Below are 18370 nucleotides of genomic sequence, written 5' to 3' on the forward strand. Positions count from 1 at the left end.
CGCGCGGGGCGCGGTCGGATCGGTGGATTTCGAGGCCGCGGAGTCACTCGGCGCCGTGACGCACCTGTCGGAGGAGCTGCGGGACTGGTACGACCGCGCACACGAGGTCGCCTACCTGGACCTGTCCGTCGAGTTGCTGCGCGGGGCGCTCGACGCGGCCTCTGGGGACACGATCACACGCGCCCAGGTGGAACTCGCGACGGCGCTCTTCTTCCGCCACGCCAGAACCGGCGACCTCGCGGACCTCGATCGCACCATCGAGCTGGAGCGACACGCCCTGGCGGCGACCGAGTCGACCGACCCCCCAGAGCCGCGGAGGCGGCGCCTGACGAACCTCTTCATCTCGCACCGGGTGCGCTACGAACGACTGGGCTCTCCGGAGGATCTCGACGAGGCCGTACGTCTCGGCACGGAGGCCGTGTCGGGCGGAGCCGAGGGGATCGCCCTGACACACCTCGGCATGGCCTTCCTCCAGCGGTACCAGCGTACGTTCGAGACGGCGGACTTCGACCGTGCTCTCCAGCTGACGACGCGGGCGGTCGCCGCCTGTCCCCCGGCCGCGCCCGACGCCGATCGTGCCGCGGCGCTGTCGCACCTCGCCCGGGTCCTGATCGCCCGGCTGCACGAGAGGTTCGATCCGGTCGAACTCGACAGGGTGATCGACCTGGCGCGCCAGGCCGTGGCGGCGTGTCCCGAGTCCCACCCCGATCACGTACGCCACAGGGGAGATCTCGCCTACGGCTTGCTGGGCCGCTACCGGCACGCCGGGGCACCGGACGACCTGGAAGAGTCGATCCGGATCCTCGAGTCGACGTTGGCCGTCGCGCCCGTCACGCATCCCTCCCGCCGGGCGCACCTCGCCATGCTCGCGGAGCGGCTCATCCAGCGCCCCGACCCGGGCACCGAGGACCTCGACCGCGCCGTGTCGCTGGCTCGACGGTCGGCGTCCCTACCGGGCGAGGACGCCTTGGCGGCCCGGTCCTGGCGGTGGCTCGGCGACGCGCTCCGGCGGCGCCACGCCGACCGCGGCGACCCCTCCGACCTCCAGGAAGCCATCGAGTGCTGGCAGCACGCCACCGCTCTGTCCACCGCGACGTTCACGGACCGCATCGAGTCCGCCACCTCCTGGGGTGCGGTGGCCGCCTTTCTCGGCGAGATGACGTCCGCCGCCGAGGGCTACGAGCGCGCGGTCCTCCTGCTGCCGCGGCTGGCCTGGCACGGGCTGCCCAGGACGGCCCGTGAGAAGCACCTGCTCGACTGGCCGGGGCTCGCCCCCACCGCGGCCGCCTGCCACATCCTGGCCGGTGCGCCGCGGCGGGCGGTGGAGATCCTGGAGCAGGGCCGGACGATCATCCAGGAGCAGCTTCTGCACACCCGCGGCGACCTGTCCCGGCTCGCGGAGCGCGACCCGGTGCTGGCCGACCGCCTGCTGCGGACACGCGAGCGCCTGGACGCCCTGAACCTGCCGCCGGGCACCGAGGCGGCGGAGGGGGCCGAGGGTCACCCGCTGGCCCCGCTGGGCAGGGAACGGCAGGCCCAGGAGCGGGCCGCGCTGTGCCGGGAGTGGGACGAAGGGCTCGCCGAGGCCCGCCGGCTGGAGGGGTTCGAGCACTTCCTCGCGCCGGTGCCGTACGCCGAGCTGAGCGCCGCGGCCGACGGCGGGCCGGTCGTCGTGCTCAATGTGAGTCACATCGCCTGCCACGCCCTGGTGATCCGTCCGGCGGAGCCCGTCGAGGTCGTCGAGCTGCCCGGGGTGACGACCGACGCTCTCGCCCGGCAGGCCCAGACGTTCCTCAACGTGCTGATCGCCCGCCGCCGGGGGAACCAGTCCTTCCTCCGTCGGGAGCGCGACCGGCACGCGGTCCACGATGTGCTGGAGTGGTTGTGGGAACACGTGGCGCGGCCCGTGCTCGACCGGCTGGGGTTCGTCGGCCGGGACGGCGCACCGCTGCCCCGCCTGTGGTGGTGCCCGACCGGACTGCTGGCGCTGCTGCCCCTGCACGCCGCCGGCCGGTATCCACGCCACCGCACGGCGCGACAGGAGGGGCGCGAGTCCGTCCCGGACCGTGTCGTCTGCTCGTACACCTCGACGCTCACCGCGCTGCGTCGCGCCCGGGAGGGTGCGGTCGGGGGTGCCTTCCGTGGTCTGCTGACCGTCGGCATGCCCGAGACTCCCGGTCGTTCCGCGCTGCCGGGGGTGGAGCGCGAGTGCGGCCGGCTCCGTACTCACGTTCCGGCGGCGACGGCGGCCAGTGATCTGCTCGGGGAGAAGGCGACGTGTGAGGCCGTACGACGAGGGCTGCACGAGCATTCCTGGGCGCACTTCGCCTGCCACGCGGAGCAGGACCTGATGGACCCCGCTCTCAGCGCGTTCCTCCTGTACGACGGTCGGCTCACCGCTGCCGAACTGCTGGGGCTGCGCCTGCCCTCGGCCGAACTGGCCTACCTCTCGGCGTGCGAGACGGCCGCCGGCGGGGTCAACCTCCCCGACGAGGTGCTGCACCTGGCCTCGACGTTGCGGTCCGCCGGATACCGTCATGTCGTCGCCACCATGTGGAGCATCCAGGACGGTTCCGCCCCGGACGTCGCCGCGGACTTCTACTCCGCGCTGACCCGCGCCGGCCGACCGAACGCCGACGGCGCCGCCCGCGCCCTGCATGAGGCGGTGACGGCACACCGCTCGCAGGACCCGACGGACCCCCTGCGGTGGGCGGCGTTCCTGCACGCCGGCCCGTGACCGGAACGGCCGACGGGGACGGCGGCGCGGCGGCGGGCGCGGATGGCCGGCGCCACACTCGTCCCCTCCTTCGTTTTCCAGGGCCTCGCACTCAAGTCACCGCGTCTGTGGTGTTTGTGACAGCACGTGAGGCAGATCACCCGGGAGGCGTGGACTCGGCACGTCGGGGTTCTCCCGGTCGGAGCACGGCCACACGTGCACGGCCGCACGAGCACGGTGGTCCGCGGGCCCGGCCGCACGAGCACGGCCGCCCCGCCGCCCCGCGGTCGCGACCGCACCGATCGAACTCCTCATCGACTCACGGGGACTCGTACTGCCACGATTGCCCCCATGACGCACATCTCCAAGGGCGCCAACATGCTGGTCCCGAACGAGCCTCTCCGGGTGGCGGTCTGCCGTCTCGCCCAGCCCGGCGCCCCTGTGGTGGATGCCTCCGTCCTGCTGCTCGACGCGGCCGGCAAGGTGCGGGGCGACGCCGATCTCGTCTTCTACAACCAGCCGTCGCACCCCTCGGGCACCGTGCGACACCTGGGCGGCGCCGAGGGCGGCGGGCAGCTCGCCGAGTGGTTGCAGCTCGACCTCGACCGCATCGAGCCCGCCGTGCGGCGGGTGCTGATCACCGGGTCCTGCGACGGTGGCACGTTCGGATCGGTGCCCGGCCTGTCCCTCCAGGCGTCGACGGTGGCGACCGGGGCGCCGGTCGTGACGTACGCGGTGCTCGACGCGTCGACCGAGACGGCGTTCGTGCTGGGCGAGTTCTACCGTCGCGACGGCGCCTGGAGGTTCCGTGCGGTGGGGCAGGGGTACGCCACCGGACTCGCCGGGCTCGCCACGGACTTCGGCATCGTGGTGGACGACGCGGCGCCGCAGGGCGGATCGCGGGACTCGGCGACCGGGGCGCCGGGCAGTGCGCAGGGGGCGCCCCCGCCGGTGCCGCGGTTCGCGATTCCGCCGTACGCGCCGCCGGGACACGCCGCCCCGCCACAGCACACGGCGCCACAGCAACACACTGCCCCACCACAGCAGACGATCCCGCAGTACGCCCCACCGGCACACGCCGCCCCACCACAGCACACGGCGCCGCAGCCGCACTACGCGCCACCGCCCTACGCACCGCCGCGACACACCCTCCCACCCCAGCACACAACGCCGCAGCAACACGTCGCCCCACCCCAGGCCGCGACGCCACACCACCAGCACCCCGTCCCGCCCCAGGGCACGACTGCGACGCGGCACCCCGTCCCGCCCCAGGACGCCCGGCCGGTCTCCTTCGGCCCCGAGTTCCCCGCGTATGTCCGCCGTGGTCGCGGCAACGACGTCCTCACCGTCGATGTGCCGCTGCCCGCGGGCCCGGTGCTCGTCGAGGCCTGGCACCAGGGCGACGGCTACTTCTGTGTGCACACCCTGGACCAGCGCAACAAGGACGACGAGCTGCTGTTCAACAGCACCCTCACGGACTTCCGCGGCCGTGCCCCGGTCGAGCAGCGCGGCGACCGTCCGCTGCGGCTGCACGTGGAGGGCGACAACGACTGGACCATCGTCGTCCAACCCATGTCCGCGGCCCGTGAACTGGGCACCGCGCTTCAAGGGTTCGGCCCCGAGGTGCTCACGTACAGCGGACCCGTCGCCGATCTCGATGTGCACTTCGCGGGCGACGAGGACGAGAGCGGCTGCTTCACCATCTACACCGCCCCGCCCGGCAACGTGCATGACGACAAGCGCGACCTCCTCGTCAACGAGATCGGCCCGCTGCGTCAGACCGCGCCGCTCACCGAGGGGCCGATGATCCTGATCCTGGACGCCGAGGGTCCCTGGACGCTCGGGGTGCGCCCGCTGGCCCTCCCCGACCCCGTGACCGCCCGGGCCACCGGCACCTACCAGGGCCGCGGCGACACCACGGTGACCCTCGTCAATCCGGCCCCCGGCCGGGCCGCGCTGCTCGAATACGAGATCCGGACCACCAACGGCTGGGGGTACCACGCGGAACTCCTCGACGAGTACGACGAGAAGGAGCCCTTCCTGGAGGCCCGTAACGACGGCGACCGCGGCCGTGTCGTCGTCTTCCGCGAGGGTGAGCCCGAGCTGCGGATACGGCTTTCCGGTGTCGCCGACTGGACCCTGCGGCTGCTCTCGCTGGACCAGGCCCCGCCGTTCACCGATCGCGCGGAGGGCCACGGCAGGGCCGTCTTCCGGTACGCCGGTCCGCCCACGCTGCTCACTCTGCAGCGCCTCACCTCCGGGGACGACTGGCTGACGGTGCACACCGTGCACCCCACAGGCAGGACGGCGATCTGCGCCCAGGCCGGTGCCCGCCGCCCGGTGCTCGGCCCGGTCTGGGTGACCGAGGCCGGTGAATGCCTGATCAGCGTGCGCACGACGCCGGAGACCGGCTGGCGGATCGGGCTGGAGCCGCTGAGCGGCGCCACGTCGTTCGACCGGAAGGTCTCGGGTCGTGGCTACTCCGTCGTCCGCTACACGGGAGCCGAGACGGACCAGTTGCTGGCGCACGACCCGCGCGGCGGTGCCGCCCTCGTGGTCGTCTGGCAACTCGACGGCCGGCTGCAGCCGGTCCGGCGCTTCGCGGCGTCCCCCGGCCTGTACCACCTCCCACCGGGCTTCCTGCAGATCAGGACGGGCACCACCTGGGCCCTGGAGCGCGACGGCTGACCTTCCGGGGCCCGCGGCGACAGGCCGGCGCTTGTTCCCGCGACTGCCGGACCGAGCGGTTCCGCGGCCCACTCCCTCGCTCCGCGGCGCGCCGCGGAGCGACCAGGACGCGGGAGAGGCCCGAGAGGGTTGCAAGGCCGGTCTACGATGGGCGAGTTTCATGATCAACCCCCCCCACAGGAGAGCACGTGATATCCCTGAAGCACACCGCCGCGCGCGCGACCGTTCTCAGACGAGGCACCGTCGTCGCGACCGTTCCCGTCGCCCTCGCCGCGCTGCTGGCGACCGCGGGGGCGACGGCGGCCGCGACGCCCGGCTCCGCCGGTGTCGGCGATCCCTACTTCCCGCTCGCCGGCAACGGCGGCTACCACGTCGCCCACTACGACCTGAACCTCCGTTACGAGCCGCGCAGCCACCACCTCGACGGCAAGGCGGTCCTCACCGCCCGCGCGACCCAGCGGCTCGCCCACTTCAACCTCGACCTGAAGGGGCTGAAGGTCACCGGCGTCACGGTCGACCACACCAAGGCGAGCTTCCGGCGCGACGGCCAGGAACTCGTCGTCACCCCGCGCGCCGCACTGCGCAAGGGCCACACGTTCCGCGTCGCCGTCACCTACCGGGGCGTCCCCAAGCCGGTCACCGACCCGGACGGCTCCAAGGAGGGGTGGCTCCGCACCGACGACGGGGCGTTCGTCGTCGGGGAACCGCAGGGCGCCATGGGCTGGTTCCCGGCGAACAACCACCCCAAGGACAAGTCCTCGTACGACTTCACCATCACCGTCCCCGAGGGACACACCGCCGTGGCCAACGGCGTCTACCGCGGCAAGCGCACCGCCCACGGCCGCAGCACCTTCCGCTGGCGCCAGTCCGAGCCGATGGCCGCCTACCTGGCCACCGCCACCGTCGGCAAGTTCAAGGTCGAACAGCACACCACCCGCGACGGCATCAAGATCTTCAACGCCGTCGACCCCCGCGAGGCCGCGGCCGCCGCGCCCGTGCTGAAGAAGCTGCCGTCCGTCCTGGAATGGGGAAGCGGGCTGTTCGGGCGCTACCCCTACCGTTCCGCGGGGTCCATCGTCGACCACGCGCCGGACGTCGGATACGCGCTGGAGACCCAGACGCGGCCCATCTACCCCTCGGCCCCGGATGTGAGCACCCTCGTCCACGAGAGCGCCCACCAGTGGTTCGGCAACTCGGTCTCCCTGACCAGTTGGAAGGACATCTGGCTCAACGAGGGCTTCGCCACCTACGCCGAATGGCTCTACAGCGAGCAGCACGGCGGCCCGAGGGCCCAGAAGTTCTTCGACGAGCTGTACGCCCGCCCCGCCGGCGACGAGCTGTGGGCCTTCCCGCCCGGTGCCCCCGGCAGCGGCGCGAAGATCTTCGAGACCCCGGTCTACGCCCGTGGCGCCATGGCGCTCCACCAGCTGCGCAAGGCCGTCGGCGACCGGGTGTTCTTCCGGATCGTGCGCGCCTGGGCCACCCAGCACCGCCACGGACACGGCACCACCGCCCAGTTCACCGCCCTGGCCGAACGCAAGTCCGGCAAGGACCTGGACAAGCTGTTCCGCACCTGGGTTCACACCTCGGGCAAGCCCGCGGTGGCCCCGAAGGGGTGACGGCGGACGCCGACACACCCGTGTCACCGCCCTCGCCACGGGTGGCGGCGGTGACACGGACCCGGGCATGCCCCAGGTCTGCCCACTGATGTGCTGACTCCGGCCGTTCGCGCGGTCTCTCACACGGGCCCGCCCCCGCGGCGCGGAGCGGCGCGCCCTCGTCCCTGCCCGTCGGCCGATCACCCGCTCTCCACCGCGCGGCCGAGTGTCGGCCGACACGGCAGGAGTTCCGCCCGGCGGGCGGGCGTCATGGCGTCTTCATAGCGACTTCATGGCGTCTTCAGATAGGTGTCGAGCGCGGCCGCGCCGGCCAGCATCGCCAGACCTCGCGCCGTCAGCCGGCCGCGCCACTCCCGCAACGTCGCCTGCAGCGGCTCCGGTCCGCCCGCCGTCCGGACCTGCTCCAGCACCCGCGCGATCTGCTCCAGCCCATGGCCGCCCCGCCGCAGTTGGTGCGCCAGCAGAACGTCACGCACGTCCACGGTGGTATAGACGCGGTAGCCGGTGTGCGGGTCGCGCCGCGGCACGATCAGCCCGGCTCGCTCCCACTTCCGCAGCGTCGCCGGCCGGATGCCGAGCCTGCGCGCCAGCGGCCCGATGAACGTCACGCCCGGCCCCACCTCAGGTGACGGCGCCAGGTCGCGCGGCGACCCCGGTTCGCCCAGCGCCCCTTCCACGGCCTCCAGCGTGCTCCGGTCCCCGGCCAGCTGCGCGTGGCTCTCGTCGATCAGTCGCAGCGCCTCCTCGGTCGCGCCGCCGTTCACGGCCCGCATGATCGCCCCCGCGGTCGCGTGGCCGTGCGCGGGTATCAACGCCAGGAAGGTCCGCAGGGCCGCCGCATGGCGCGGAGCGTAGACGCGGTAACCGTGTGGCGAGCGCTCGGCCGGCGGCAGAATCCCCGCCTCCTCGTAGTTGCGCACCGCCTGCGTGGACAGGCCGTGCTCACGCGCCAGATCGATGGGCCGCAACCGCATGTTGAAGCTCTGTCCTTGTCTGCAGGCGGAAAATGCCGCCGAAGTTTACATCGAGGGTTCAACGATACGGTTGAAGCCATGACGGCCTCGATACGGGATGCCGCCCGCCCCTTCACCGGCGGCGCCCTCACCGCGCTCCTGTCCCCCACCACCCGCCTGCTCGGCCTCGGCGAGCCCACCCATGGCGTCGAAGCCTTCCCCGAGCTGCGCAACGAACTCTTCCGTCACCTGGTCGCACACGAGGGCTACCGCTCGATCGTCATGGAGAGCGACTGCCTGGCGGCCCTGACCGCCGACGCGTACGTCGTCGACGGCATCGGCACCCTCGACGACGCGATGAGCCTCGGCTTCAGCCACGGCCTCGGCGCCTCGCCCGCCAACCGCGAGCTTCTGCGCTGGATGCGCGCCTACAACGAACAGCGCCCGCGGCACGAGCGGCTTCGCTTCTACGGATTCGACGGCCCTCTGGAGATGACCGGCGCCGCCAGCCCCCGCGCGGCCCTGACCGCACTGTACGACTACCTCGCCGCCCACCTCGACCTGCCCTGGAGTCTCGATACCCTCGACGGGTTGCTCGGCCCCGACGAGCGCTGGACCGACCCGGCCGCCCTGATGGACCCCACCCGGTCCGTCGGCCGCACCCCCGAGGCCGGGGAACTGCGCCTGATCACCGACGATCTGCGTGCGGTGTTCACCTCGCACGCCCCGCATCTGGCGAACGCCACCTCCCCCGACGACTTCTGGCGCGCCGATCTACAGGCCCGCACCGCCTCCGGGCTCCTTCGCTACCACTCCGGGCTGGCCGACACCGCGCCCACCCGGGTCGGCGCGCTCATGGGCCTGCGCGATGCGATGATGGCCGACAACCTCGACGCCATCGTCCACCGCGAGGCCCGTCGCGGCCCCACCCTCGCCTTCGCCCACAACGGCCACCTGCAACGTGACAAGAGTCGGACGCGGTTCGCCGACCTGCCGGTCGAGTGGTGGAGCGCGGGCGCCGTCATCGGCACCCGCCTGGGCGACCGGTACGCCTTCGCCGCCACCACCTTCGGTGCCCGCGGCTCCGACGTCCCCGACCCTGACACCCTCGAAGGGCGACTGTCCGCCCTGCCCCACGACCGCGCCGTCATCGACCCCGGCCGTCTCGCCGCGGCCCTCGACCGGCGGCCGACGCCCCGCGTCCCGGCCGACCACACCTACTCCGCCCTCGACCCGGCCACCCTCGACCAGTTCGACGCCATCGTCTTCGTCAGGGACATCTGAGGGTGGGGCACCGCCGCCTCGTCCTAGCAGGACCACGGCCCAGATGGGTCATCGCCATGTCCGTTGGTCGCAGGGTGCGTAACGTCGTCTCCGTCCGTCACGGCCTGCCCGCCGGCGCCTTTGATCGCGCTTCCACCTTGGCGGGGTCGAACTCGACGTACTCGACGACCGCGCCACCGGGGTGGCGGATCGTCAGATTCCGCCCGGTCGGGACGGTGTTGGGGCCGTCGAGCGTCTGGCCACCCTGGCGCGCCACCACCGTGAAGACGTCGTCGAGGTCCTCGACGATGACGGTGGCCTGCACATCGCGGAACGGAGCCAACGCCTGCTCGGTTCCCGCCACGAGCAGGAAGCCGCCGATCGCCGCCAGCTCGACGTCCCGATACATGAAGCGCAGCCCCGACTCGGCGCCGGTCAGGGCCTCGAAGGTCGGGAGAGCGACGTCCAGGTCGTCGACGTACACGCGGGCGTAGGTAGAGACAACTGCCATCAGGCCACCCCTTGATCATTTCGATGATCCCGAAATATGGAAATGATCGTATGCGGGGTTGGCTACGATGCCAAGCACCGATGGCCGACGGGGAGTGTGGGATGCGATCGCTGACTCAGCCGGAGACGGCGGACCTGGATCTGGTCTCCGTGCTACACGCACTCAGCGACCCGGTCCGGCTGGAACTGGTGTGCCTCATGGCATCCCACGGCGAGGTGTCGTGCAGCCCGGAAAGCGTCGACATCCCACGCTCCACGCTGTCCAACCACTGGCGCGTCCTGCGGGAGTCGGGTCTGACGTGGACGCGCTCCGAAGGCAAGGCGCGTTACATGACGTTGCGCCGCGATGATCTGGAGACACGCTTTCCCGGCGTGCTGACGGCCATCCTGGCCGCCGCCGGCTCGCCCGCGCGCGAGTGATCCGCCCACGCCTCCTCGGTACTCCGAGCGGGCGATCGGATCTCGCCGCCCGGTCCGTGACCACGACGCGGAGCGGGGTCCGCCTGATCCACTGCGGATCAGGCGGACCCCGCTCCACCCCATGGGACATCGGTACGGGTCAGCTGCCCAGCACCGTGCCGAACTCGCCGTTCGGGTCCGTGACTCCGAAGGACTTCGCGCTGAACGAGGTGGCGTGAGAGGTCGTCAGACCGCTCGCCGAGCCGCGCAGCACCCAGTCCGAGCCGTCCACGCCGGCCTTCGTCGCGCCGGCGAAGACGTCCTCGCCGCGCGCGGCGACAGCCACGTCCGCCTTGCCGTTGCCGTTGACGTCGATCACACGGACCGCGGAGCCGAACCAGTCATACGCCTCCGACGCCCCGGGCACACCACTGGTGGCCTGGTGGAATGCCTGGGCTCCGGTGCCGGTGAGGCCGCTCGCCGCTCCCTTGAACAGCACGACCTCGCCGGTCTGGGTGACGCCGTCGACGGTCTCGCCCGGGGCGCCGGCCACGACGTCGGCGTAGCCGTCGCCGGTGACGTCGCCGACGGCCACGGAGGCGCCGAGGCGGTCACCGTTCTCGTTGGCGCCGGGCACACCCGCGGTGTTCTGGTCGAGCTTGGCGGTGCGGTGGGCGGCGAGCCCGTCCGCGCTGCCGTACCGCACGTAGACGTAGCCCGCGGCGGTGTACGACCAGCCCTGGCCGGTGACCAGGTCGGTGTAACCGTCGTGGTTCACGTCGCCCGCGGCGGCGGAGAAGGTTACGTCGTCCTCGTCGCTGATGCCGGAGTTGGGCACCTGGAGGGTCTTCTCCCGGACCACCTTGCCGTCGGCGTCGGCGGCGTAGACGGCGGCGAACTGACAGCCGTAGCCGTCGCAGTCCTGCGGGCCCGTGGTCGCGAGCTGGACGCGGCCGGTGCCCCGGAAATCGCCCGCGGTCAGCGTCGTGTACTGGTCCTCCTGACCGCTGAGCACGGGCGTGGGCGTGGCGGTACGGGTGAAGCCGTTCCCGAACGTCCACAGATCGTGATCGGAGACCGCGGCGAGCTGCGCGCGGCCGTCGCCGTCGAAGTCGCCGACCGCGACCTGGTGGCCGAACCGCTTGGTCCATGCCTCGGGGTCGGAGGCGAGCGGGTTGCCGACCGCGACGCCGCCCTGGGTGAGGCCCTTCGCCCCGCCCCACAGGACGGTGACGCTGCCGGTGGTGCGAGAACCGGACAGCGTCTCCCCCTCGGCTCCGACCACGAGGTCGGTGTACCCGTCGCCGTCGAGGTCACCAGTGGCGTAGGAGCTGCCGAAGCGGTCCGCGTTCTCGGCGCCGCCCGGAACTCCGGACGAGTTCTGGGTGAGGGTCACCGAACGGGTGGGGGACACACCGTCGGCGGAGCCGTAGGTGACGGTCACCGAGCCGGCACCGGTGGAGCCACCGACGGTGGCCCCGGGGCTGGCCACGACGAGGTCGGCGATGCCGTCGCCGTTGAAGTCGCCGGGCTTGGCGGTGACCGCGCTCGCGGTAGGGGCGAGGGCCACAGACAGGCCGGCCGCCGCGGTGACGACGGTGATGGCGACAGCCGAAGTACGTATCCGCAAAACTGCTCCAGTCTCAGGGCGAAGAAGGAGCTGGGGGCTCGCTTCCGCCCGTACGACGCCCCAGGTGAAGGGATGGTTGCACGCCGGCGCACAGGCAGTGAACGTCACACCGGGCGGATGCGCCTGCTCACGGTCGGCCGGGCGGGGATCCGTGGGGACGGAAGCCGTGGACAAGGGATTCCCCGGGAGGAAGACCGTCACCGCACAGGTCGGCGCGCCGATGCCCGGGGCGGGCGATGACCGGGCCGGGGCCCGGTCATCGACGAGAACGGGCGTGCGCCGTCGCCATGACCGCCCACGCCCCGACGCCGGCGTTTCAGCCCGCGCGCAACGCTTCGAGCAGGCGCGCCAACGCTGCCTGGGTGTCTGCCAGGTCGTCCGAGGACGACGAGGAGGCCAACCACAGGGCCGCCTCGTTCATCGCCCCGGACAACAGGTGTGCCAGCGGGGCCACCGGCTGCGGAGCGATCACCCCTGATTCGACGAGGACGGTCAGGGCCTCGCCGAGGTGGCGGGCCGAGTTCGCCTCGTCCATCGACCGCCACTCACTCCACCCCAACACCGCGGGCCCGTCGACAAGCATGATCCGCTGAACGTCCGGAGCGGTGGTCGCGGCGAGGAACTCCTGACAGCCGACCGTCAACCGCAGCCACGGGTCGTCGTGAGCGTCCGCGGCCGCCGCCACCCGCTCGCCCACCTCCCGCTGCACCGTTTCCAGGACCGCGCGGAACACGGCGACCTTGGAGTCGAAGTGGTGGTAGAGCGCGCCCTTGGTGACCCCGGCCGCGCTGACGATCTGGGACAGGCCGACCGCGCCATACCCGTGCTCGGCGAAGAGGCGCCGCCCCTCCAGCAACAACGTCCGCCTGGTCTTCTCGCGCTGACGCGCCCTGACACCCTGTCGCACCGTCTCGCCTCGCCCACCTATTGGCATACCGATGGTATGTGAACTACCTTGTTCGCATACCGATGGTATGTGAAGGGTGGTTCCCATGAAACTGACCGGCTTCTATCCCGTGATCGGCACCGCGCGACTGAAGGAGTCCCACGACTTCTACACCCGACTGTTGGGCTTCGAGACCACCTTCGCGGCGGATTGGTACGTCAGCCTGCGCCGACCGGGAGAACCCTCGTACGAGCTCGCGCTCATCGACCCCACACACCCCACCCTGCCCGAGGGACATCGCGTCCCCGCTCGGGGGTTGCTCCTCAACTTCGAGGTCGAAGACGTGGACGCCGAGTGGGACCGGCTGGTCGTCCGCGAGGGACTGACGCCACACCTCGCGCTGCGCAGCGAGGACTTCGGGCAGCGTCACTTCATCGTCGCCGATCCGAACGGGATCCTCATCGACGTGATCACGCCCATCGAGCCGACAGCTGAATACGCCGACCAGTACCTCAACGCCTGAGGACCGAGCGCTTCAGTCGGTCGGGCAGGCCGACTGAAGCGCTCACCGAGCGGCGGCGCCCATGAGCTCCGGCGATGGGGGCCACGGGAAACGGGAGCCTCACACTCGTTCGCCGTTCGGTTTCCGCGCGCCTCCTCGGGCGCAGTATCGAGAGAGGGACAGAGCGGAGGGGGAGACCATGACCGTGATCGTCGGGCTCGTACACCACGGGAGGGTGCACCTGGGCGGGGACTCCGCGGGTGTCGCCGGACTCAGTATCGCCGTGCGCCGGGACCCGAAGATCTTCCGTAACGGTCCTTATGCCATGGGTTTCACCACCAGCTTCCGCATGGGCCAACTGCTGCACCACGCGTTCAAGGCGCCCAAGCCCAAGGGCGACCTGGACCGGTTCATGACCACCGTCTTCGTCGACAGGCTGCGCACCTGTCTCAAGGCCGGCGGCTGGTCGCGCAAGGACTCCGAGCAGGAGCAGGCCGGGACGTTCCTCGTCGGCATACACGGCCGCCTGTTCGCCGTCTACGACGACTACCAGATAGCCGAGCCCGCCGACGGATACACGGCCGTGGGATGCGGAGGCGAACTCGCCCTCGGGGCCCTGCACGCCACCGCGGGCCTGGGACTCAAGCCACGTGAGCGTCTGGCGCGGGCTCTCGCGGCGGCCGGCCACCACAGCGCCGGGGTCTGCGGGCCGTTCAGTTATGTCACCGCGCGAAAGCGCCCCTCCTGAGCCGGAGCGCCCTTCCCCCCTCCATGGCGGGTGCGCGGCGGAGCGCGGCGGACCGTAGGGTCGGCATGTGACGACGGAAGCGAACGCGAGTACGACCCGACCGCTGTACGGGTGCATGGGCCTGGGCGGCACATGGGGGCCCGAGCCCTATGGTGCCGCGGAGATCGGGGTCGCGGAGGCGGCGATCACCGCGGCGCTGGAGATCGGGATCACCACCTTCGACCACGCGGACATCTACCGCCACGGGAAGTCCGAGGCGGTCTTCGGTGAACTCCTGACCCGCGACTCCGGGCTGCGCGGGCGGATCACCCTTCAGACGAAGTGCGGGATCCGCCTGGCGGACGGTGAGCGCCCCGGCATCTACGACCTGCGCGGCAAGACCATCCTGCGCCGGGTCGAGGAGAGCCTGACCAGGCTGCGCACCGACGTGATCGACGTGTTGCTGCTGCACCGGCCGGACCCGCTCGCGGACCCCGACGACATCGCCGAGGCCCTGACCGCCCTGCACACCCAGGGCCTGGTGCGCCGGTTCGGTGTCTCCAACATGGGGGCGGCGCAGATCGCGGCGCTCCAGGCCCGGCTGCGGCTGCCGCTCGTCGCCAACCAGTTGGAGATGAGTCTGCGCCAACGCGACTGGGTCGAGGCCGCGGTCCTGCTGAACACCTCCGCGGGCGCGGCCAACGGCTTCCCCTTCGGCACCCTGGAGTACTGCCGCGACCACGGCGTACAGCTACAGGCCTGGGGCGCGCTGGCCCAGGGCCGATTCACCGGACTTCAGGAGTCACCCCAGGAGCGGGCGACCGCCGAGCTGGTCGCGGAGCTGGCCGCGGGCAAGCAGGTGACCCCGGAGACCGTGCTGCTGTGGTGGCTCCAGCGACACCCGGCCAGGATCGCGCCGGTGATCGGCACTGCCGACCCGGGGCGGATCCGGGCCTGCCGCCAGGCGGTCGACCAGCCGCCGGGGTTGGACCACGAGGAGTGGTACGCCCTCTGGCTCACCGCGCGCGGCAAGCCGCTCCCGTAGCCGGGTCAGCAGAGGAGCACCGCATTCGCGCTAGTGTGCGCCCGTGAGCCTTCATGTCGTCATAGGATTCGGGCCCGCCGGGGCGGCCACCGCTCGGCTGCTGGCCGAGCAGGGTCACCCGGTTCGGGTCATCACCACGTCGGGCCGAAGCCCGGAGCCCGGCATCGAGCATGTCGCCCTGGACGCGAGGGACAGCGGGCGACTGGTCGAGGCGGCGCGGGGCGCGGCCGCGATCTACAGCTGTGCCGCACCGCCCTACCCTCGCTGGGCGAGTGAGTGGCCGCCGCTGGCCTCGTCGGTCTGCGCGGCGGCCGAGGCGACCGGGGCCGTTCTGGTCATGCTGGGCAACCTCTACGGCTACGGCCCGGTGGACGGTCCCATGACGGAGAAGCTGCCGCTCGCGGCGACCGGCCCCAAGGGGAGAGTGCGCGCCGCCGTCTGGGAAGAGGCGCGCACGCTGCACGAGCAGGGGCGCGTCACGGCGGTCGAGGTGCGGGCCTCGGACTTCTTCGGGCCCGGCGTGACCGATGGCGGGCACCTGGCCGCACGGGTCATGCCACGACTGCTGCGCGGCAAGCCAGTCGCCACGCTCGGGGATCCGGACGCCCCGCACAGCTGGAGCTATCTGCCCGATGTGGCCAGGGCCCTGGTCGAGGTCGCGGGCGAGGAGCGGGCGTGGGGACGGGTCTGGCACGTCCCCACGGAACCCGCGCTGTCTCCCCGGGAGATGGTCGACCGTCTTGCAGCCCATTCCGGAACGGGGCCGGTCGCGGTGCGCAGGCTCTCGCCGGCCGTGCTGGGCGTCGCCTCGCTCTTCTCCCCGCTGATCCGCGAACTCAGGGAGATCCGCTACCAGTTCGACCGTCCGTTCGTGGTGGATTCACGAGCCTACGAAGCGGAGTTCGGGTCACGAGCCACTCCCCTCGACGAGCAGGTGAAGGCGACGGTGGACTGGTGGCGGGAGCGACTGGCCACCACGGGCTGACCTGCCCGCCAGGTCTGACGCACTGTCACTCTCCGCGTCGGGCGCCGCCCTCGCGCCGCCGGGTGGATCAGGCCAGCAGGCGCCCGCTGTGGGAGAGACGGCGCGCCGTGGCCAGGAGGGCATGGATCTGGGGGCCGACCTGCTCGATGTCGGTCACGGGTGTCTGGAACGGCAGCCGGACGTCGTGATGGGTGCGGGGGTATTCGAGGCGCAGGGTCATGCCGTACCGGTCCATCGCCACCGGGAGGGCGCGCAGCAGTCCACTGCCGGGATGGGGGCGGACGAGGCGCAGCAGCAGGGGCAGGAGTTCGCTGTGGTCGTCCATGAGGTGGGTCAGCATGTCCGCTTCGCTGGTCGCGATCGGGTCGAGTTCGGTGGCCTCCAGGGCGTGGAGGGTGACGTATGCGCGCCCCTGGGCGTCTTCGAGGACCGCCTGGCCGAACTCCACGCAGGCGCTCTCCGTGGCCTCCGCGCGATAGGTGTCGGTCAGCAGTCCGGTCACCGTGACGCGGGCGCGCAGGCGGTCGCGCACCGGCGTGGGGGCGATGTCGGTGAGCTCCAACCGGACCGGGACGCGGGGGGTCGTCGGGGCATCGACGCCCTCGGACGGCGCGCGCAGGTGGAAGTGTCCCATCGCCCCCATGCCGTCGAGTCGGCGCACTTCGGTGTGCGTGCCGTCACTCACCACGGTCATCGAATGGGCGGCGGCCAGGATCGACCGGACGCGTTCGGCGGCGGTCGGCGTTGCGGCACGGGCGGGGAAAGGACGCATCCGGGGACTCCAGGCGCGGGTAGGGAGACTGGACGGGGAGACCAACCATTACTTAGGTAAGCCTAACCTAATCCGAACGCCTCCGGGTGGGCCGGGCGCGTTCCGGTCCGGGGCGGCCACCGCGGTCGGCGTCAGCCATCGCCCGCCTCGCCGTACCGGCTGAGCAGTTCCGCGCCGATGCGGGCGAGGTGGTCCTGGACCGAGCGGGGTTCGAGAACGTCGACGAGGGCGCCCCAGCCCGCGAGTTGGCGGGCGAGGTCCAGTGGGGTGGGGGCGGCGACGCGGACCCGGAGCCGCTGCCCGCCGACCGGTCCCTCGGCGTGGCAGTGGCGTCCGAAGCGGTCGCGCAGGATCGGCAGATACCGCTCCTCGATCAGCACGGTCGCCCAGGTGCGGGCGCGCCGCTGCTCGATCTCCTCGACGACCTCCGCCCAGACGGCGGCCAGGGCCAGGTCCTCGGGGCGTTCGGCGGGCTGCTCGGTCGGCTCGGCCCGCAGGATCCGGTCCACCCGGAAGGTCCGCCGCCCGCGCTCGGTGCCGGCCAGGAGGTACCAGGTGCCGTCCTTGTCGATCAGGCCCCACGGGTCGACCAGCCGTACCGTCGACTCCTGGGCGCGACCGGCATAGCTCAGCCGAACCTTACGGCGACGGACCACGGCGCTCTGCAACAGTTCGACCGTCGCCGGCCGGGGCCGGTCGCGCTCACCCCATCGGACAGGGTCGATCACGGTCGCGTCGGTGGCGGCTTCCGCCTCCGCCCGGAAGGTGTGGGGCAGCGCCGCGAGCAGCTTGCGCAGCGCCGACTTGACCTCGTTGGACACCGCCGCGCCGGGGCCGACCAGGAGGAACAGGGCGCGCGCCTCGACCGCGGTCAGTCCGCTGAGGTCGGTCCTGGCACCGCCGACCAACGACCAGCCGCCCCCGCGGCCGGGCTGCGGATACACCGGCACCCCCGCCGCGGAGAGCGCCTCCAGGTCTCGGCGGGCCGTGGCCACCGAGACCTCGAGCTCGACAGCCAGCTCGGCGGCGGTCACCCGGCCCCGCTGCCGCATCAGCATCAGGACGGCCACCAGACGATCGGCGCGCATGACTCCGCATTCCCCCGTAAAAGTGCTCAGTAGATGAGCACTTTAGATCGGAGGATGGATGACGTCACCCACCGAGAGAGGGAGAACCACCCGATGCTGCGAGGACTCACCACCGTCAGCCTCTTCGCCGACGACGTCGCCGCTGCCGCCCGCTGGTACACCGAGGTACTCGGGGTCGAGCCGTACTTCACCCGCCCCCTCGGGGAGCAGGAGCTCGCCTACGTGGAGTTCCGCCTCGGGGACCACCAGCACGAACTGGGCATCATCGACAGCCGCTTCGCGCCCGGACCCCGCCCGCAGCACCCCGGCGGCGCGGTGACCTACTGGCACGTGGACGACGTCGAGGGCGCCTTCGAGCGACTGCTCTCCCTGGGCGCCACCGTGTACGAGAAGCCGATCGAGCGTGGGCCCGGCTTCGTCACCGCCTCCGTGGTCGACCCCTACGGGAACGTGCTCGGCGTCATGTACAACCAGCACTACCTGGACATGCTGAGCCGTTGACAACCGCGCCTCGCCGGCGGCGCGTTGCGAACCTAAGGGCCCTAGGTTATAACTAGACCTCCTAGAAATGATCTAGTGGCCCTAGG

Annotated in this window: 16 protein-coding genes; 10 read left to right on the plus strand and 6 right to left on the minus strand. The window is 71.8% G+C overall.

Going from position 1 to position 18370, the window contains the following annotated elements:
• The first annotated feature begins 55 nt into the window (after positions 1 to 55).
• The 3 genes from LRS74_RS01395 to LRS74_RS01405 all read left to right on the plus strand — a co-directional run bounded on the left by LRS74_RS01395 (position 56) and on the right by LRS74_RS01405 (position 7023).
• On the plus strand, positions 56 to 2737 hold the full coding sequence (locus tag LRS74_RS01395) for a CHAT domain-containing protein (RefSeq protein ID WP_277739204.1): 2682 nt from the start codon (positions 56 to 58) through the stop codon (positions 2735 to 2737).
• A gap of 330 nt (positions 2738 to 3067) precedes the next feature.
• Positions 3068 to 5404 carry a TerD family protein gene (locus LRS74_RS01400; protein WP_277739205.1) on the plus strand — a complete coding sequence of 779 codons (2337 nt, stop codon included), beginning with the start codon at positions 3068 to 3070 and terminating at the stop codon, positions 5402 to 5404.
• A 188-nt stretch (positions 5405 to 5592) separates the two neighbouring features.
• On the plus strand, positions 5593 to 7023 hold the full coding sequence (locus LRS74_RS01405; RefSeq protein ID WP_277739206.1) for a M1 family metallopeptidase: 1431 nt from the start codon (positions 5593 to 5595) through the stop codon (positions 7021 to 7023).
• A gap of 269 nt (positions 7024 to 7292) precedes the next feature.
• Here LRS74_RS01405 and LRS74_RS01410 read toward each other — a convergent pair whose 3' ends face one another.
• On the minus strand, positions 7293 to 7997 hold the full coding sequence (locus tag LRS74_RS01410) for a MerR family DNA-binding transcriptional regulator (RefSeq protein WP_277739207.1): 705 nt from the start codon (positions 7995 to 7997) through the stop codon (positions 7293 to 7295).
• Positions 7998 to 8075: 78 nt separating this feature from the next.
• On the opposite strand from LRS74_RS01410, the gene LRS74_RS01415 reads away from it, so the two are divergent.
• Positions 8076 to 9260: an erythromycin esterase family protein gene (locus LRS74_RS01415; protein ID WP_277739208.1), complete on the plus strand. Its 1185-nt coding sequence runs from the start codon at positions 8076 to 8078 to the stop codon at positions 9258 to 9260.
• 97 nt (positions 9261 to 9357) lie between these two features.
• Here the strand turns inward: LRS74_RS01415 and LRS74_RS01420 are convergent, their stop codons facing one another.
• Positions 9358 to 9750, minus strand: coding sequence for a hypothetical protein (locus LRS74_RS01420; RefSeq protein WP_277739209.1), 393 nt, complete (start codon positions 9748 to 9750; stop codon positions 9358 to 9360).
• A 101-nt stretch (positions 9751 to 9851) separates the two neighbouring features.
• Between LRS74_RS01420 and LRS74_RS01425 the strand changes: the two genes are divergently transcribed.
• On the plus strand, positions 9852 to 10169 hold the full coding sequence (locus LRS74_RS01425; RefSeq protein WP_277739210.1) for a helix-turn-helix domain-containing protein: 318 nt from the start codon (positions 9852 to 9854) through the stop codon (positions 10167 to 10169).
• A 139-nt stretch (positions 10170 to 10308) separates the two neighbouring features.
• Here LRS74_RS01425 and LRS74_RS01430 read toward each other — a convergent pair whose 3' ends face one another.
• Together LRS74_RS01430 and LRS74_RS01435 are read right to left on the minus strand one after the other, a co-directional pair.
• Complete coding sequence (locus tag LRS74_RS01430) at positions 10309 to 11778, minus strand: FG-GAP and VCBS repeat-containing protein (protein WP_277739211.1); 1470 nt, start codon at positions 11776 to 11778, stop codon at positions 10309 to 10311.
• A 316-nt stretch (positions 11779 to 12094) separates the two neighbouring features.
• Positions 12095 to 12685, minus strand: a complete 591-nt coding sequence (locus tag LRS74_RS01435) for a TetR/AcrR family transcriptional regulator (RefSeq protein ID WP_277739212.1) — start codon at positions 12683 to 12685, stop codon at positions 12095 to 12097.
• 85 nt (positions 12686 to 12770) lie between these two features.
• Between LRS74_RS01435 and LRS74_RS01440 the strand changes: the two genes are divergently transcribed.
• From LRS74_RS01440 to LRS74_RS01455, 4 genes are all read left to right on the plus strand, one after another.
• A complete protein-coding gene (locus LRS74_RS01440) occupies positions 12771 to 13187 on the plus strand; it encodes a VOC family protein (protein WP_277739213.1) in 417 nt (138 codons plus the stop codon).
• 178 nt (positions 13188 to 13365) lie between these two features.
• Positions 13366 to 13914, plus strand: a complete 549-nt coding sequence (locus tag LRS74_RS01445) for a hypothetical protein (RefSeq protein WP_277739214.1) — start codon at positions 13366 to 13368, stop codon at positions 13912 to 13914.
• 67 nt (positions 13915 to 13981) lie between these two features.
• Complete coding sequence (locus LRS74_RS01450; RefSeq protein ID WP_277739215.1) at positions 13982 to 14938, plus strand: aldo/keto reductase; 957 nt, start codon at positions 13982 to 13984, stop codon at positions 14936 to 14938.
• Positions 14939 to 14981: 43 nt separating this feature from the next.
• Positions 14982 to 15923 (plus strand): NAD-dependent epimerase/dehydratase family protein, encoded by a 942-nt coding sequence (locus LRS74_RS01455; protein WP_277739216.1) that lies wholly within the window; start codon positions 14982 to 14984, stop codon positions 15921 to 15923.
• 67 nt (positions 15924 to 15990) lie between these two features.
• Here the strand turns inward: LRS74_RS01455 and LRS74_RS01460 are convergent, their stop codons facing one another.
• Both LRS74_RS01460 and LRS74_RS01465 read right to left on the minus strand, forming a co-directional pair.
• A complete protein-coding gene (locus LRS74_RS01460; RefSeq protein ID WP_277739217.1) occupies positions 15991 to 16695 on the minus strand; it encodes a DUF2470 domain-containing protein in 705 nt (234 codons plus the stop codon).
• A 131-nt stretch (positions 16696 to 16826) separates the two neighbouring features.
• Entirely contained in the window at positions 16827 to 17783 is a 957-nt protein-coding gene (locus LRS74_RS01465) for a WYL domain-containing protein (protein ID WP_277739218.1), read from the minus strand.
• A 54-nt stretch (positions 17784 to 17837) separates the two neighbouring features.
• Here LRS74_RS01465 and LRS74_RS01470 point away from each other — a divergent pair, with 54 nt between their 5' ends.
• A complete protein-coding gene (locus LRS74_RS01470) occupies positions 17838 to 18284 on the plus strand; it encodes a VOC family protein (protein WP_347178081.1) in 447 nt (148 codons plus the stop codon).
• The last annotated feature ends 86 nt before the right edge of the window (positions 18285 to 18370 follow it).

Source organism: Streptomyces sp. LX-29 (assembly GCF_029541745.1).
Lineage (GTDB): Bacteria > Actinomycetota > Actinomycetes > Streptomycetales > Streptomycetaceae > Streptomyces.

What these genes read in the sequence shown, in the direction of transcription:
- LRS74_RS01445 (WP_277739214.1), top strand. Translation starts at nt 13,366, where the DNA reads ATGACCGTGATCGTCGGGCTCGTACACCACGGGAGGGTGCACCTGGGC.
- LRS74_RS01440 (WP_277739213.1), top strand. Translation starts at nt 12,771, where the DNA reads ATGAAACTGACCGGCTTCTATCCCGTGATCGGCACCGCGCGACTGAAG.
- LRS74_RS01400 (WP_277739205.1), top strand. Translation starts at nt 3,068, where the DNA reads ATGACGCACATCTCCAAGGGCGCCAACATGCTGGTCCCGAACGAGCCT.
- LRS74_RS01415 (WP_277739208.1), top strand. Translation starts at nt 8,076, where the DNA reads ATGACGGCCTCGATACGGGATGCCGCCCGCCCCTTCACCGGCGGCGCC.
- LRS74_RS01425 (WP_277739210.1), top strand. Translation starts at nt 9,852, where the DNA reads ATGCGATCGCTGACTCAGCCGGAGACGGCGGACCTGGATCTGGTCTCC.
- LRS74_RS01460 (WP_277739217.1), bottom strand. Translation starts at nt 16,695, where the DNA reads ATGCGTCCTTTCCCCGCCCGTGCCGCAACGCCGACCGCCGCCGAACGC.
- LRS74_RS01470 (WP_347178081.1), top strand. Translation starts at nt 17,838, where the DNA reads ATGGATGACGTCACCCACCGAGAGAGGGAGAACCACCCGATGCTGCGA.
- LRS74_RS01410 (WP_277739207.1), bottom strand. Translation starts at nt 7,997, where the DNA reads ATGCGGTTGCGGCCCATCGATCTGGCGCGTGAGCACGGCCTGTCCACG.
- LRS74_RS01465 (WP_277739218.1), bottom strand. Translation starts at nt 17,783, where the DNA reads ATGCGCGCCGATCGTCTGGTGGCCGTCCTGATGCTGATGCGGCAGCGG.
- LRS74_RS01420 (WP_277739209.1), bottom strand. Translation starts at nt 9,750, where the DNA reads ATGGCAGTTGTCTCTACCTACGCCCGCGTGTACGTCGACGACCTGGAC.